The sequence below is a fragment of the Shewanella kaireitica genome, from assembly GCF_023284045.1.
Classification (GTDB): domain Bacteria; phylum Pseudomonadota; class Gammaproteobacteria; order Enterobacterales; family Shewanellaceae; genus Shewanella; species Shewanella kaireitica.
The window spans coordinates 97,580-110,550 of the sequence record NZ_JAKIKQ010000006.1 but is presented as its reverse complement, the minus strand read 5'-3'; the positions used below and the strand labels follow the sequence as shown (position 1 = coordinate 110,550).

Below are 12,971 nucleotides of genomic sequence, written 5' to 3'. Positions count from 1 at the left end.
TTATGGGTATTTTTGAGCGTTATTTAAGTGTTTGGGTTGGGCTAGCAATTGTGGCTGGTGTGGTTTTAGGGAACTTATCTCCAGGCTCTTTTGCCATAGTTGCAGGGCTTGAATATGCCCATGTTAACTTGGTCATCGCAGTCCTCATTTGGGTGATGATATACCCGATGATGGTGCAGATCGATTTCTCAGCGGTAAAAGATGTCGGCAAGAGCCCGAAAGGATTAGTACTGACCTTGGTGATTAACTGGTTGATTAAGCCATTTACCATGGCGGCGTTAGGCTGGCTATTTTTCAAAGTGTTCTTTGTCGAGTTTGTCGATCCGCAGACCGCCAGCGAATACATTGCTGGTATGATATTACTTGGGGTTGCGCCGTGCACTGCGATGGTTTTTGTCTGGAGCCAGTTAACTAAAGGTGACCCTAATTACACGCTAGTGCAAGTATCGGTGAATGATCTCGTCATGGTGGTCGCCTTTGCACCTATCACCGCACTGTTACTGGGCGTCAGTGATATTCAAGTGCCTTGGGCAACGCTGTTGTCATCTGTTGGCTTGTATGTGGTTTTACCATTAGTGGCAGGCGCTATTACTCGGCACCTTTTACAAAAAAAGGGCAGTGATGCCCAGCTCAATGCATTTGTTGCCAACTTAAAACCTTGGTCAATGGTTGGATTATTAGCAACGGTTGTATTGTTATTTGGCTTTCAGGCTGAAACCATTATTGCGCAGCCGCAAGATATATTTCTCATCGCAATCCCATTAATGATCCAAACTTATGGCATTTTCTTTATCGCTTTTTATGCAGCGAGAAAGCTCAAGCTAACTCATAAAATCGCCGCACCAGCTTGCATGATTGCCACGTCCAATTTTTTCGAGCTAGCAGTCGCCGTCGCTATCTCGTTATTCGGGCTACACTCTGGTGCAGCACTCGCTACGGTGGTCGGTGTGCTCGTAGAGGTGCCTGTGATGTTGTCGCTGGTGGCAATCGCTAATCGCAGCCGACATATGTTTGCTGATGAGGCTTAGGCCGTTATCACAGAATATGGCAGATGCCATATCGGAAATAGTTTTGCACGCTAGTCTTGAGCATGAACTCGATCACTAGTACTACTTACATGATTAAATAACAGGTTAAGAGGGCACTATGACAATCAAAATTGGTATCAATGGCTTTGGTAGAATGGGGCGTTTAGCACTACGTTCAGCTTGGCATCATAGCGATGTAGAGTTCGTACAGATTAATGATCCCGCTGGAGACGCGGCGACATTAGCCCATCTACTGACTTTTGACTCTATCCATGGCCGCTGGTCTGAAGAAGCGACCGCAGAGGGTGAAAGTATTGTTGTTGCTGATAAACGGATCGCAACTAGCCGCAATAATACTATTGAGGCAACAGATTGGTCTGGTTGTGACGTGGTAATTGAAGCCTCTGGCGTTATGAAGACTAAAGCCTTACTGCAAGCTTACTTGGATCAAGGTGTTAAAAGAGTTGTGGTTACTGCACCTGTTAAAGAGGAAGGGGTGCTTAATATTGTTATGGGAGTGAATCATCAACTTTATAACAAAGATATCCATCCGATTGTGACCGCCGCATCTTGCACCACTAACTGCTTGGCGCCAGTGGTAAAAGTTATTCATGAAAAAATAGGTATAAAGCACGGTTCGATGACAACCATTCATGACATTACCAATACGCAGACGATTCTAGATGCCCCCCATAAAGACCTTAGGCGCGCACGTGCTTGCGGTTTGAGCCTCATCCCGACAACAACTGGCAGTGCTACGGCGATTACTCATATTTTCCCTGAGTTAAAAGGTAAGTTAAACGGTCATGCAGTGCGTATTCCTCTTGCCAATGCCTCGTTGACCGATTGTGTATTTGAAGTTGAGCGCGATACTACTGAAGCTGAAGTTAATGCGCTGCTGCAACAAGCGGCACAGGGTGAGTTAAAAGACATTCTAGGCTTTGAAGAGCGTCCTTTGGTTTCAGTCGATTACAAAACTGACCCTCGTTCGAGCATTATTGATGCACCATCAACCATGGTTGTTAATGGCACGCAAGTTAAGCTCTATGTGTGGTACGACAATGAGTGGGGTTACGCTAATCGCACCGCAGAGCTGGCGATTATGGTCGGTCAACAAGATCAGGAATAGCCTGGCCGCCAAAGAGTAGGGGCTGTCTGTATATTGCTGAGCTGCTTGATTTCTATTGGTCAATGATTACTGTGGTTTTTGAAAAAACTTAGGTTGATAAAAGTGTTAGAAAAATATCGTGCTTTACCTGAAAGTGTTCGGCAGTACTTGTTAGTTACTGCTAACTACTGGGCCTTTACACTCACCGACGGTGCGCTGCGTATGTTGGTAGTGTTGCACTTCTATGACCTAGGTTATACACCTCTTGCCATTGCAATGCTGTTTCTGTTCTATGAGATTTTCGGCGTTATCACCAACCTAGTCGGTGGTTGGTTAGGCGCGCGTCTGGGACTTAATCGCACTATGAATATAGGCTTGGGGCTGCAAATTGCCGCATTATCTATGTTGTTGCTACCAACCGCTATGCTGACCGTACCTTGGGTGATGGCAGCACAGGCGCTTTCTGGGATAGCTAAAGATCTCAACAAAATGAGCGCCAAAAGTGCGATAAAGACTCTGGTACCCAAAGATGCCGAAGATAAACTTTATCGTTGGGTAGCCATGCTAACAGGCTCGAAAAATGCTTTAAAAGGTGCTGGCTTCTTTCTCGGTGGAGTGTTGCTCACAGCGGCAGGCTTTACTGGTGCAATAGCGATTATGGCTGCTGCTTTGCTAGTGGTCTGGCTTTGCAGTCTAGTCAGTTTGAAAGCTGATTTAGGTAAAGCGAAATCTAAGCCTAAATTTACCCAAATTTTTTCTAAGAGCGACAAGGTCAATATTCTCTCTGCTGCAAGACTATTTTTATTTGCAGCCAGAGATGTTTGGTTTGTGATTGCACTGCCAGTGTTTCTTGCCAGCCAACTAAATTGGGATCATAGCAGTGTTGGCGCTTTTCTCGCGTTGTGGGTCATTGCTTATGGGATGGTGCAATCGATAGCGCCATCGTTCACGGCTAGAAAATCAGCCCCTGATGGCAGAATTGCAACAATCTGGGCTGGGCTACTGTCATTGGTTACCGCATTATTAACTCTGGCAATCTATACCGCTTGGGTCGCTCCCCAAGTGGCTCTAATTGTTGGCTTGTTGGTCTTTGGGGCCGTATTTGCGATCAACTCTTCACTGCATAGTTATCTTATAGTCAGTTACGCAGGGGATGATGGTGTCTCTCTCGACATTGGTTTTTACTATATGGCGAATGCAATGGGAAGGCTTATTGGTACCATATTGTCTGGCTGGGTATATCAAGTTGCTGGGCTTGGGGCGTGTTTAGCTATTTCTACAACCTTCTTACTGCTGACTTGGCTTATCTCTTTTAAGTTACCAAGAAAGTAATCAATCACTAACATCTAATAGCGTCATTGGACGCTAGTATCATAATCTTCAAGCGCCTTTCTCTCATGTGGCCTTTTCAAAGGTGAACATTTCGTTGTACTCTGTTTGTTCGATGTATTTTGTTGACTTAAGTCACGTTACATTAGGGCCTTTTGACCTTGCTCTTGTTATGGGGAAGATCAAAAAGCCCTACATAAAAATAAAACGATAAAAATAACTATAAATAATCTGTATCAACGAGGTTTGAATGGAAGCTATTACTGAATTTGTTGGCATGATCAACGGTGTAGTATGGGGTACTCCTATGCTAGTCATGATCTTAGGGGTGGGTTTATTCCTCACCTTTGGTTTACGCCTAATGCCAATCTTAAAACTGGGCACTGGTTTTAAACTGCTTTGGTCAGGCCGTATTCCTGATAAAGACAAAAACATGAAAGGAGAGATTAGCCCGTTTAACGCGCTAATGACGTCATTATCAGCAACCATAGGTACTGGTAATATTGCTGGTGTCGCTACCGCCATTTTTATTGGCGGCCCAGGCGCGCTATTTTGGATGTGGTGTACGGCATTAGTGGGCATGGCCACCAAGTTTGCCGAAGCTGTATTAGCGGTTAAATATCGTGAAGTGGATGACAATGGTAACCACGTGGGTGGCCCAATGTACTACATCAAGAATGGTTTAGGTTCAAAGTGGGCTTGGTTAGGTACAGCGTTTGCTCTATTTGGTTCTCTAGCTGGTTTCGGTATTGGTAATACTGTACAAGCTAACTCAGTGGCCGATGCATTAAGCAGTAACTTTGGCGTTCCGACTTGGGTGACTGGTTTAGTGTTGATGGTATTAGTTGGCGCGGTATTAATGGGCGGCATTAAGCGTATTGCTGATGTTGCCGGTAAGCTTGTACCTATTATGACCATTTTTTATATTGCTGCAGGTATTGCGGTATTGGTGGTATATGCTGCAGAAATTCCTGCGGCATTTGAATTGATTATCCACAGTGCATTTAACCCCGTTGCTGCACAAGGTGGCTTTGCTGGTGCAGCGGTATGGGCGGCAATTCGCTTTGGTGTGGCTCGTGGTGTGTTTTCCAACGAGGCGGGCCTTGGTAGTGCGCCGATTGCACACGCTGCTGCTCAAACTAACAATCCTGTGGCTCAGGGCTTAGTCGCTATGTTAGGTACCTTCATTGATACTTTGATCGTTTGTACCATTACAGGTTTGGCGATTATTGTGTCAGGGGCATGGACATCAGGTGAGAACGGCGCAGCACTCACTTCGTTTGCGTTTTCCCATGCATTCCCGTTAGGTAACTATGTGGTCGCAATTGCTTTGTCAGTCTTCGCATTTACTACTATTTTGGGCTGGAGTTTCTATTGTGAGAAGTGTGTACAGTTCCTGTTTGGTGTTAAAGCGATTAAGCCGTTTAGGATCCTTTGGGTGATCGTTGTGCCTTTAGGTGCAGTCAGCTCATTAGAGTTTATCTGGCTACTTGCAGATACGTTAAACGCAATGATGGCGATACCAAACTTAATCGCATTGGCATTATTAAGCCCTGTGGTGTTTGCGTTGACAAGAGAGTACTTTCTTAAGAAGCGTGAAACGGAAGCTGCTGAGTCGTAGTTTGTAGTATAAGCCTACAATAGACTTGATTCATAAAGCTCCTGGATGTTTTTCAGGAGCTTTTTATTGCGCTTATATCTTTGATATTAAGCCCAGAACTCGTCATCACCCATTGCTTGTTTTAGCTGGGTTCTTTCTAAGTAGGCTTCTAAGCGTTTTTTGACATCTTTCTTGTGCGCTAGATCATCAGCAGCCTTTTTGTTTTTAGGGGCTGTTAACGCTTCAATTTCTGCATCGTTGGGCACAAAATCTAGTATCTGAGCCATCACGAATTCCTCTTTAAGAAGTATCCACTCTCTTGGCATTTTTTTATTGCCGAGTCGTAAGAATGTTATTGATACTTATAGGTTAATAACAGATTTTTTCGTGCTCGCATTGGCATTGTTAACTGCCACATTAGTGAGCGCTTAAGAAGGAATTTAGCAGGCAATTAATTAAAAATATGCGATCTGTGTAACAAAATTACAGTTTGGTCGATTCAATGGTTCTAAATACTACTGAATGCGAGTTTAAGTGAAATTTAATAACGATATATTGCGTAGCTTTAGATTTTATCTCGGCTTGATTCATGTAAGTTTACCACTAAGATAGCGACCTAAGAGAGGTTTTGGCTTGTCAGTGCTGATTATGTATTGAATGAAAATGCAATGGGAGCCAAATGCATAATGCATTCACCTTGCACTAGTTTGCCAAAAACACCCTATGTAGATCGTTTGCTTATAGTTAATCTAGTGATTAGAGAGCGAAACTGTAGCTGTAGCCGAGCAGAACTTTTGCATCATCTTCTTCGAGATCTGTATCGCTAACGATGAAAGATACTGTGCCAAAGTCAGTATCTTTACTGAGAGACAGTGAGTAGTCGGCATAGTTATCGGTGCCATACCAAGCGCTAACCACATCACCCGTTGAATAACCGTAATGAGCAGCAATGGATAAGCTTTCTGAGAGTGGAAAAGTTAAGGTTGTTTGCAAGTAACCCATATCTTTTTCATCGAGTGTTGGTTCGCCTGTGACGTCGCTACCCGCATTCACAACATGGGCGTAGCTGACTTCAATCCACTTCCAGCTAACGGCTGCTGTTACTTCGCCAAAATCAACACTGTCGTCAGCATCAGGGTAGGCGTAGTAAAGATAACTAATATCGTAACCAAACTCGTCCCCTATGCTGCCAGCAAACCCGGCATAGAAGTCAATCTCGTAGCTTGTCTCATTACCAAAATCGACATTGGATGCCCATGTTCCTGCGTAGAAGCCCACATCATGGCTATAATCAATTCCACCTTGAACTGCAACAGCATCATCTGTTTGAGTTATACCGCGCCACAAATAGTTAGATGTTGCACCAATATTGGCTTCAACGGCAGCATGTGCTGAAACACTCAGTAATGCAGTTGTGGTAATAACAGCTGTACCTATTAATAGCTTGTTCATTCTCTTCCCCTAGAATTATCATTTTTGTCATTGTCGTGGAGGATAAAGCAAAGACCAAGCCAGAAATTTTCATGTTATAAAACAGTTGGTTAATTATGCGACTACAATGTCTGTAAGTCGAATTGAATCAATCTAGGGCAGAGGGCACTGGTTTAGTGCAATATTACAGCAGTTCTATTAACTGCATTAAGTCTCTGTTCATACAGTGGGAATTTAAATTGCAGAAGGCAAGGCGAGTTTGAGGTTAATCGCTGTCAGTAGGTCTTCATTGGACTGGCACCTCCTCTATCTGACGGCCAAAGAAGACGGCAATAGCAAATTCTGTACGGAACAAGATAGAGCATTCAGTCATATATCAAGAATGGTTGCAGGCAAGGGGCATAAAAAAACCTCCTTAGAGGAGGTTTTATATTAATCACAGAGATTGTGATTAGTTAACGCTATCTTTAAGCGTTTTACCCGCTTTAAACTTAGGTACTGTAGCCGCTGGGATCTGGATCTCTTTACCAGTCTGTGGGTTACGACCTGTGCGAGCTGCACGCTCTGAAGTTTCAAAAGAGCCAAAACCAACAATAGAGATTTTCTCTCCATTTTTCATCGCTTCTGCAACAGTTTCTTCAAAAGATTTTAATGCACGTGCGGCTTCAGCTTTCGTTAATTCCGCAGATTCAGCCATTTTTGCAACAAGTTCAGTCTTATTCATTTGAATCGTCTCTTCTTTCCGTAGATTTATTTGTTAGTAGCGCTATCTAACATGCCACAAGCTTTTGCATTTGAAAAGCGCTTTAAGCCTATGAAATAGCCTTTAAAGTCAAAAATAGGAACGATTTCTCAATTTTTCTACTCTTCGAGCAGTTGAAACAGGATTTGTTTGACTACTTGAGGCTCAAATGGCTTATCACAAAGTGCATTTACTCCAGCTTGTGACACGTTACTTAGGTGGGTGTCATTAGCTTCTGATGACACCATCAGAATAGGAATGTGAGATTGCTCGCTATCGTTGCGAATAAATTGCGTCAGTGCTAAGCCATCAACACTGGGCATATTGTAATCGGTAATCACCAAATCAAACATCTGTTGCTGCATGAGCTCAATCGCTTCTTGGCCATCTTGCGCTTCGGTAATCATACGTAAACCAAGGTTGGTGATGGTGCGCTTAATGACGTTTCGTGCCATCTTGCTATCATCGACCACCAGTACTCGCAGATCTTGTACATCGAAATGAGTCAGATCTAATTCGTCGTGGCTAAGTAGGTCAATCGTTGCGTTGAGTGCTTTACCAAGATGACTGGACGTAAACGGCTTTGGCAGAATGGCCACAACGCCAGATTGCCGATAGCTTTCTAGCTGCTCTCGACGGCATTCGCTAGAGACTAACATGAACTGAATATCGCTAAATTGTTCTGATGATTTGAGTTGTTTTAGCAGTTCTAGGGCTGTGCCATCCTCAAAATGCATTGCACTGGCAATCAGATCAGGCTGATGGCGTTTAATGATAGTGAGTGCCTGCTGAAGGTTCGTTGCTGTTTGGATCTGTTTGACACCTTCTTGCTCTAATCGATTGGCAATGATTTTTCGCTGAGTATCTGAAGGTTCAACCAGCAGAATCGACAGTTCACTCGGTTGTAAATCGCTCATATATAGCTTTACCACTTGTTATTATTAGTTATATGGTTTGTCCACCGTATTATAGTGCGATGGTCATACTTGTTAAATTGAAACTTATTCTTCTTGTTTTAAGTAATCTTTTGTCTTTTGGCTAAAGGCAATCCAATATTGGAAACTCATGGCAATTAATGCTGAGAAAACTATGGCGCTAATAGGGATATCACGGCCTTGAAAAACCACTTTTACATCTTCCGGAGTAATTTGGTAAGCGATAACCGCTGCAGTGGCTAATGCTAATAGTGCTACGGTTTGAATAGCCAAATATATTTTGAGCACCACAGCAGCCCAATAGCGGCGCATGATAAGGCCGTATAACACCGGGAAAACACCTAAAGTGAACAGGTCATAGGATTGGGTTGTCGCTGTACGCCATAGAGCGGCAAAAGCCAGTAAGACATAGATAAACATTAACACTGCCAGCATGGGGTGAGGCTTCTTCATTGGCTTCCTAACTTTGTTGTATAAAAAAGGTTAACTCTTCGTACAGAGCGCTGTGAGTGTAAAAAAATCAGCGCAATGAGTCCACTTTATCAGCTTGCTAATTGTCATTAGTTTGCTAACTATTTTATCGAGGATTACGCTAGAATAGCGCTATAGCCACCGTATTTTAGAGAGCAAAATGACAGAGTCACAGTTTTGGGAACTGGTTAGCCGTACTTCTCCCACGCAAAATCAAACAGATTTGGCTGAAACGTTGAAACAGAAACTTGAGCCCTTGAGTAATCAAGAGTTGCGTGATTTTGATAAAATCTTTGGCCAACAGATGCGCCGCAGCTATTCATGGACTGTTTGGGGCGCTGCTTACATCATCACTGGTTGTGATTCTGAGTACGCTTTTGCTGAATTTAGGTGCTTTCTGATCTCTCTAGGTAAGGACTGGTACGACAAAGTTGTAGAGTCACCCGACGAGCTTGGGCATTTGACTGAGTGGCCAGAGAAAGATGGCTATGCTTACCCATTTTTAGATGAATATGATTTGATCGCCGGTCAGATCTATGAAGAACGCGTCGATGATGAACTTCCCTATGTGCCATCAGGCCAGGCGTCACCAGCGGGTAAGAAATTCTCTCATAAGAAAAAACAGCTCAAGGCTACTTATCCATTATTGAGTGCCGCTTTTCCGTTTTAAGACGGTAGTAAGAGACAAAAAAACGAGGCAAGGCCTCGTTTTTTTGTATCGCGATATTTAGTCGGTACAAGCGCTAATTTCACTGTCGAAGTCATAACCGTGCGCTTCACATGTTAGCTCCATAAACTCCTCTTCTGAGTCGCTTACCTGCTCGTCAAACTCTGCTTGAAGTTTACTCTCTAGCTCTTGGTCTGATTGAGCTTGCTGTTCTGCAAGGATTTCAAAGTGTCCGTCGACTGCAGCTTGCTCGGCTGGAGTGAAGTCATTGGCACTTGCTTGGCCAATGAAGCTGAATGAGAAAAGTATTGCAGCGATAAATGCCAGACGACCTGAAAACGGTAGTTTTGTAATGTTTGAGTAGTTCATATTTGACTCCAAGTATTAATTAGTGACCAGTATAGGAACTGCTTTCTCTTAACTTGTGCGTATTGCGACTTAGCTAAGAGGTTTTCCTCTGGGGATGCGTTTGCTTGATACGTATGTTATCGAATACTTCATGTACCAAAGCTGAACGAAAAGTGAGCAGAGGGTCGTTTAAGACTTAGAGTTTATAAATATGAATATAAACAAGTGATTAAGTCTCTGCTTGTTTATTTTGAGTAACTGATAATTGTTACGGTTAGAGATTTTTGGATACCAATGCTGTTAACATTTTTATTCGTTAGTCATTGTTTCACAATGAAATCCTTGGCGCATTGAATCAAAACTACAATTAAGGCCGCACTCCCAAGTAGCATTATTCAGTTGTTTAGATTGCTGTTGAGAGAATGCCTTACAGCTAGAGTAATCATCAAAGTTGTCTTTTTTGTCGTATCCTCCCGAATTATAGCCACTCTTATATACGAAAGAGGACCAAGTCTCATAAGATGAGCTTTGTTCTGATTCATTGATACTGACGATAGCCAAGGCTAGGGCAGAAAAAATGACGATCACTAAAATGACTGGAGCAAACTTTTGCATGAAAATATATCCAATTGATATAGGTAGCGAGCTGTTGCTGACAGGATAATATTTAAGCTTGAGAATGCAAACTGTTGCTTCACCCAATTTGTTTAATCGTGAACTGATACAGATTGATGCAACAAATCAGTATGCGCTGTGGTCTACTAATATAAGACTGGCTGAATATTAGACGTTTCATATTAAGCAGTGATTCAGCTAAAGGCGATTATACTTAAGAAATAGAACATACCCTTTGTTTAACCGTGGAGCCAATATATGAATTTAAAACACTTACTCGTTGCAGGACTGATGTTATCAGGTTCGATGGTAACCGCATCAGCTATAGCTGCTGATGAAGCGGTTGAAAACCCGATTACTGAGGATGGTATTGTTAAAGTTGAGTGGCAAGATCCTAAGAGTTTTCGCGATGTTAAATCCAGTGGTGATATTCAATCTCGCTTTGAAGCTCGAACTTTTAAGGAGCTGACTAAAAACCTAAACAAAGAAGCGGCTAAAATTCTTAAGCCGAATCAAAAGTTGGAAATGGTGGTAACAGATCTCGATTTAGCCGGAGATGTGAGACCTACATTTGGGGCGACGACAAATGATTTAAGAGTGGTTAAAGATCTTTATCCACCGCGTATTACCTTTAGCTATAAAATCACTGAAGGTGAGCAAGTAATCATCGCGGGTGATGAGAAGCTGACTGATCTAAACTTTATGTACTCAATTAATAAGACCAATAACAGGCCAAATCGCTATGAAAATGCGATGCTGACTTCTTGGTTAAAAGATACCGTTGCACCTAAGATTTGATTATCGCTAATCATGTTTAGTATTTAAATGCTAAGCAATTCTCTCTTGGTGTAATTGAAATAGGCTAAATGAGCTGCTGGCTTGCTTAGCCTGTTTTTTTGCTTGGGCACTATAGACGGACAACTGATGCTCATTGCAGTTTGATGTGATGAATGGTGGTAATAATCCTGCTGTTAATGCAATTAAGCCGTGATAACAAGTCACCCCTTTTCTATCTTCCGCCAACATGCGTTGCTCTATCCAGTGTTTATCTGAATAAAACAGTGATTTTACCGCTTCAAATTCGTCAATGATGCTGAGTGCTTGCTGCTGAATGTCATCACATGTACTTATGATTACAAAATCATCTCCGCCAACATGACCGACAAAGTTGTCGCTGTTTTGCTGGCGCTGTAATAATCGAGAGACCTCCATGATGACTTCATCGCCACGGCTGAAGCCATAGATATCGTTGTAAGGCTTAAAATACGATAGGTCGAAGTACGCCAAATAGAATGGTTTCTTCTGTTGCTTTAATCGTTGTAACTCTTGCTGGATCGGTATGTTGCCAGGTAAGCCTGTTAACGGATTTGCATGACGTGCGACAGTAATTTTTTGCTCAGTGATTTGTGCTAGCAGATCTTTGGTATGGCCAATACCCAAAAGTCGCCCTTGCTTGAGGACAATAAATTGCTGTGCGACAAGGCCTGTTGATTCTGACGTTAGCCGCTGACTAACCTGGGATAAAGGTTGGTGGGCCTCTATTTGAATGACATTGTTATCGAGAATATTGTCAACAGCTTGATGTTCGTGTAGCGAGCGACCATAGGGGGTGCTGAAAAGTTCGATGACGTGCGAACGTGCAATGAGGCCGATCACCTTATGCCTATCCATTACCACTATCGCCCGTAGGGCCGGCTGTTGACTAAATTGTTTGCCGACAATTTTTAGTTTAGTCCCTGAGTCACAAGTTATCGCGCTGCAACTGAGGCTTTCTGCTGAGTCTGCGAACCGAATGTGATGAGTCATTGGTTCTATATTCGCTTGACGTGGAATGCTTGTTTTTGGTGAGGCTTCGGGACGGCCCAGCAAATAGCCCTGACAATAGATAATGCCCAACTGTTTTAATACTGCGAGCTCCTTTTCAGTCTCAATGCCTTCGGCGATAACTTTGCAACTCAAGTTTTGGCAAAGATCCACGATAGAGCGAACGAACTCCTGTTTAACCGGAGAGGAATCAATCGAATCAATGAAGTGTCTATCAATTTTAACATAATCAGGTGCCAGCTCTGACCATAATCTTAAGCCTGAGTACCCTGCGCCTAAGTCATCAATTGCGGTCAAGAAACCTTGGCTGCGATAGTGATTTAAACAAGACTTTAGCAGGTCGATATCATCGGCAGGGTATTGCTCTGAGAGCTCTATCACGACTTGAGAAGGGTGGATCCCTAAATCCTGCACTAAGCTTAAAGTCAGCCCTTTGGCGTGATTGGGGTCGAGTAGTGCTTTCGGAGATATATTGATAAACAACTTACCGGGCAGCGCGCCATTTTTGAATTGCTGGATAGATATCCGGCGACATAAACTCTCAAGTTCTGACAAACGGCCTTCATAGGCTGCGGTTTTGAATAGCGGCACAGGAGAGTAAAGTGGGCTGTGTTCTGGACCACGGCTCAGTGCTTCAAAACCATGAATTTGGAAAATTGAGATATTACAGATGGGTTGAAAAACCGCGTTGATTTTTTCTCGCTCGATTATTTTAGCGAGTTCATTTTTGAGATCTATTGCGGTCATATTATCTACCTAATATCTAATACTTAGTCTCTAAGAGGCAGAAAATTATATGACGTTAGAATGACATTTAGATGACAGAAATCAATCCATTAACAAATTAGTAGCAACCGATGACCTCTATGCGCT

14 protein-coding genes are annotated in these 12,971 nt (G+C 42.9%); 6 read left to right on the top strand and 8 right to left on the bottom strand.

All coding sequences use genetic code 11. From position 1 onward, the window contains the following. The first annotated feature begins 2 nt into the window (after positions 1-2). The 4 genes from arsB to L2730_RS10275 all read left to right on the top strand — a co-directional run bounded on the left by arsB (position 3) and on the right by L2730_RS10275 (position 5,086). Entirely contained in the window at positions 3-1,028 is a 1,026-nt protein-coding gene (arsB, locus tag L2730_RS10290) for an ACR3 family arsenite efflux transporter (RefSeq protein ID WP_248974518.1), read from the top strand. Between the two features lie 118 nt (positions 1,029-1,146). Beyond that, a complete protein-coding gene (locus L2730_RS10285; RefSeq protein ID WP_248974517.1) occupies positions 1,147-2,157 on the top strand; it encodes an ArsJ-associated glyceraldehyde-3-phosphate dehydrogenase in 1,011 nt (336 codons plus the stop codon). A gap of 102 nt (positions 2,158-2,259) precedes the next feature. Beyond that, positions 2,260-3,468, top strand: coding sequence for an organoarsenical effux MFS transporter ArsJ (gene arsJ / locus L2730_RS10280; protein ID WP_248974516.1), 1,209 nt, complete (start codon positions 2,260-2,262; stop codon positions 3,466-3,468). 247 nt (positions 3,469-3,715) lie between these two features. Then, positions 3,716-5,086 (top strand): alanine/glycine:cation symporter family protein, encoded by a 1,371-nt coding sequence (locus L2730_RS10275; RefSeq protein WP_248974515.1) that lies wholly within the window; start codon positions 3,716-3,718, stop codon positions 5,084-5,086. Between the two features lie 86 nt (positions 5,087-5,172). On the opposite strand, the gene L2730_RS10270 is transcribed toward L2730_RS10275, so the two are convergent. The 5 genes from L2730_RS10270 to L2730_RS10250 form a co-directional block, all read right to left on the bottom strand. After that, a complete protein-coding gene (locus L2730_RS10270) occupies positions 5,173-5,352 on the bottom strand; it encodes a hypothetical protein (RefSeq protein ID WP_044555588.1) in 180 nt (59 codons plus the stop codon). Between the two features lie 469 nt (positions 5,353-5,821). Then, entirely contained in the window at positions 5,822-6,517 is a 696-nt protein-coding gene (locus L2730_RS10265; RefSeq protein WP_248974514.1) for a TorF family putative porin, read from the bottom strand. Positions 6,518-6,947: 430 nt separating this feature from the next. Beyond that, positions 6,948-7,220, bottom strand: coding sequence for an HU family DNA-binding protein (locus L2730_RS10260; RefSeq protein ID WP_020910742.1), 273 nt, complete (start codon positions 7,218-7,220; stop codon positions 6,948-6,950). Between the two features lie 137 nt (positions 7,221-7,357). Beyond that, the gene (locus tag L2730_RS10255) at positions 7,358-8,155 is read right to left on the bottom strand and encodes a response regulator (protein WP_248974513.1); all 798 of its coding nucleotides are present in this window, start codon (positions 8,153-8,155) and stop codon (positions 7,358-7,360) included. Positions 8,156-8,239: 84 nt separating this feature from the next. Beyond that, positions 8,240-8,626 carry a hypothetical protein gene (locus tag L2730_RS10250; RefSeq protein ID WP_052634154.1) on the bottom strand — a complete coding sequence of 129 codons (387 nt, stop codon included), beginning with the start codon at positions 8,624-8,626 and terminating at the stop codon, positions 8,240-8,242. 178 nt (positions 8,627-8,804) lie between these two features. Here L2730_RS10250 and L2730_RS10245 point away from each other — a divergent pair, with 178 nt between their 5' ends. Beyond that, the gene (locus L2730_RS10245) at positions 8,805-9,314 is read left to right on the top strand and encodes a DUF4240 domain-containing protein (protein WP_248974512.1); all 510 of its coding nucleotides are present in this window, start codon (positions 8,805-8,807) and stop codon (positions 9,312-9,314) included. Positions 9,315-9,371: 57 nt separating this feature from the next. On the opposite strand, the gene L2730_RS10240 is transcribed toward L2730_RS10245, so the two are convergent. Both L2730_RS10240 and L2730_RS10235 read right to left on the bottom strand, forming a co-directional pair. Next, on the bottom strand, positions 9,372-9,680 hold the full coding sequence (locus tag L2730_RS10240; RefSeq protein WP_248974511.1) for a hypothetical protein: 309 nt from the start codon (positions 9,678-9,680) through the stop codon (positions 9,372-9,374). 288 nt (positions 9,681-9,968) lie between these two features. Further along, positions 9,969-10,274 (bottom strand): hypothetical protein, encoded by a 306-nt coding sequence (locus L2730_RS10235; protein WP_248974510.1) that lies wholly within the window; start codon positions 10,272-10,274, stop codon positions 9,969-9,971. A 258-nt stretch (positions 10,275-10,532) separates the two neighbouring features. Between L2730_RS10235 and L2730_RS10230 the strand changes: the two genes are divergently transcribed. Beyond that, positions 10,533-11,072, top strand: coding sequence for a DUF3016 domain-containing protein (locus tag L2730_RS10230; RefSeq protein WP_248974509.1), 540 nt, complete (start codon positions 10,533-10,535; stop codon positions 11,070-11,072). Between the two features lie 30 nt (positions 11,073-11,102). Here L2730_RS10230 and L2730_RS10225 read toward each other — a convergent pair whose 3' ends face one another. Continuing rightward, positions 11,103-12,845, bottom strand: a complete 1,743-nt coding sequence (locus L2730_RS10225) for a GGDEF domain-containing protein (protein ID WP_248974508.1) — start codon at positions 12,843-12,845, stop codon at positions 11,103-11,105. Positions 12,846-12,971 lie beyond the last annotated feature (126 nt).

Coding starts and splice junctions, on each gene's coding strand:
- arsB (WP_248974518.1), top strand. CDS start 3: ATGGGTATTTTTGAGCGTTATTTAAGTGTTTGGGTTGGGCTAGCAATT.
- L2730_RS10285 (WP_248974517.1), top strand. CDS start 1,147: ATGACAATCAAAATTGGTATCAATGGCTTTGGTAGAATGGGGCGTTTA.
- L2730_RS10275 (WP_248974515.1), top strand. CDS start 3,716: ATGGAAGCTATTACTGAATTTGTTGGCATGATCAACGGTGTAGTATGG.
- L2730_RS10270 (WP_044555588.1), bottom strand. CDS start 5,352: ATGGCTCAGATACTAGATTTTGTGCCCAACGATGCAGAAATTGAAGCG.
- L2730_RS10265 (WP_248974514.1), bottom strand. CDS start 6,517: ATGAACAAGCTATTAATAGGTACAGCTGTTATTACCACAACTGCATTA.
- L2730_RS10260 (WP_020910742.1), bottom strand. CDS start 7,220: ATGAATAAGACTGAACTTGTTGCAAAAATGGCTGAATCTGCGGAATTA.
- L2730_RS10255 (WP_248974513.1), bottom strand. CDS start 8,155: ATGAGCGATTTACAACCGAGTGAACTGTCGATTCTGCTGGTTGAACCT.
- L2730_RS10250 (WP_052634154.1), bottom strand. CDS start 8,626: ATGAAGAAGCCTCACCCCATGCTGGCAGTGTTAATGTTTATCTATGTC.
- L2730_RS10245 (WP_248974512.1), top strand. CDS start 8,805: ATGACAGAGTCACAGTTTTGGGAACTGGTTAGCCGTACTTCTCCCACG.
- L2730_RS10240 (WP_248974511.1), bottom strand. CDS start 9,680: ATGAACTACTCAAACATTACAAAACTACCGTTTTCAGGTCGTCTGGCA.
- L2730_RS10235 (WP_248974510.1), bottom strand. CDS start 10,274: ATGCAAAAGTTTGCTCCAGTCATTTTAGTGATCGTCATTTTTTCTGCC.
- L2730_RS10230 (WP_248974509.1), top strand. CDS start 10,533: ATGAATTTAAAACACTTACTCGTTGCAGGACTGATGTTATCAGGTTCG.
- L2730_RS10225 (WP_248974508.1), bottom strand. CDS start 12,845: ATGACCGCAATAGATCTCAAAAATGAACTCGCTAAAATAATCGAGCGA.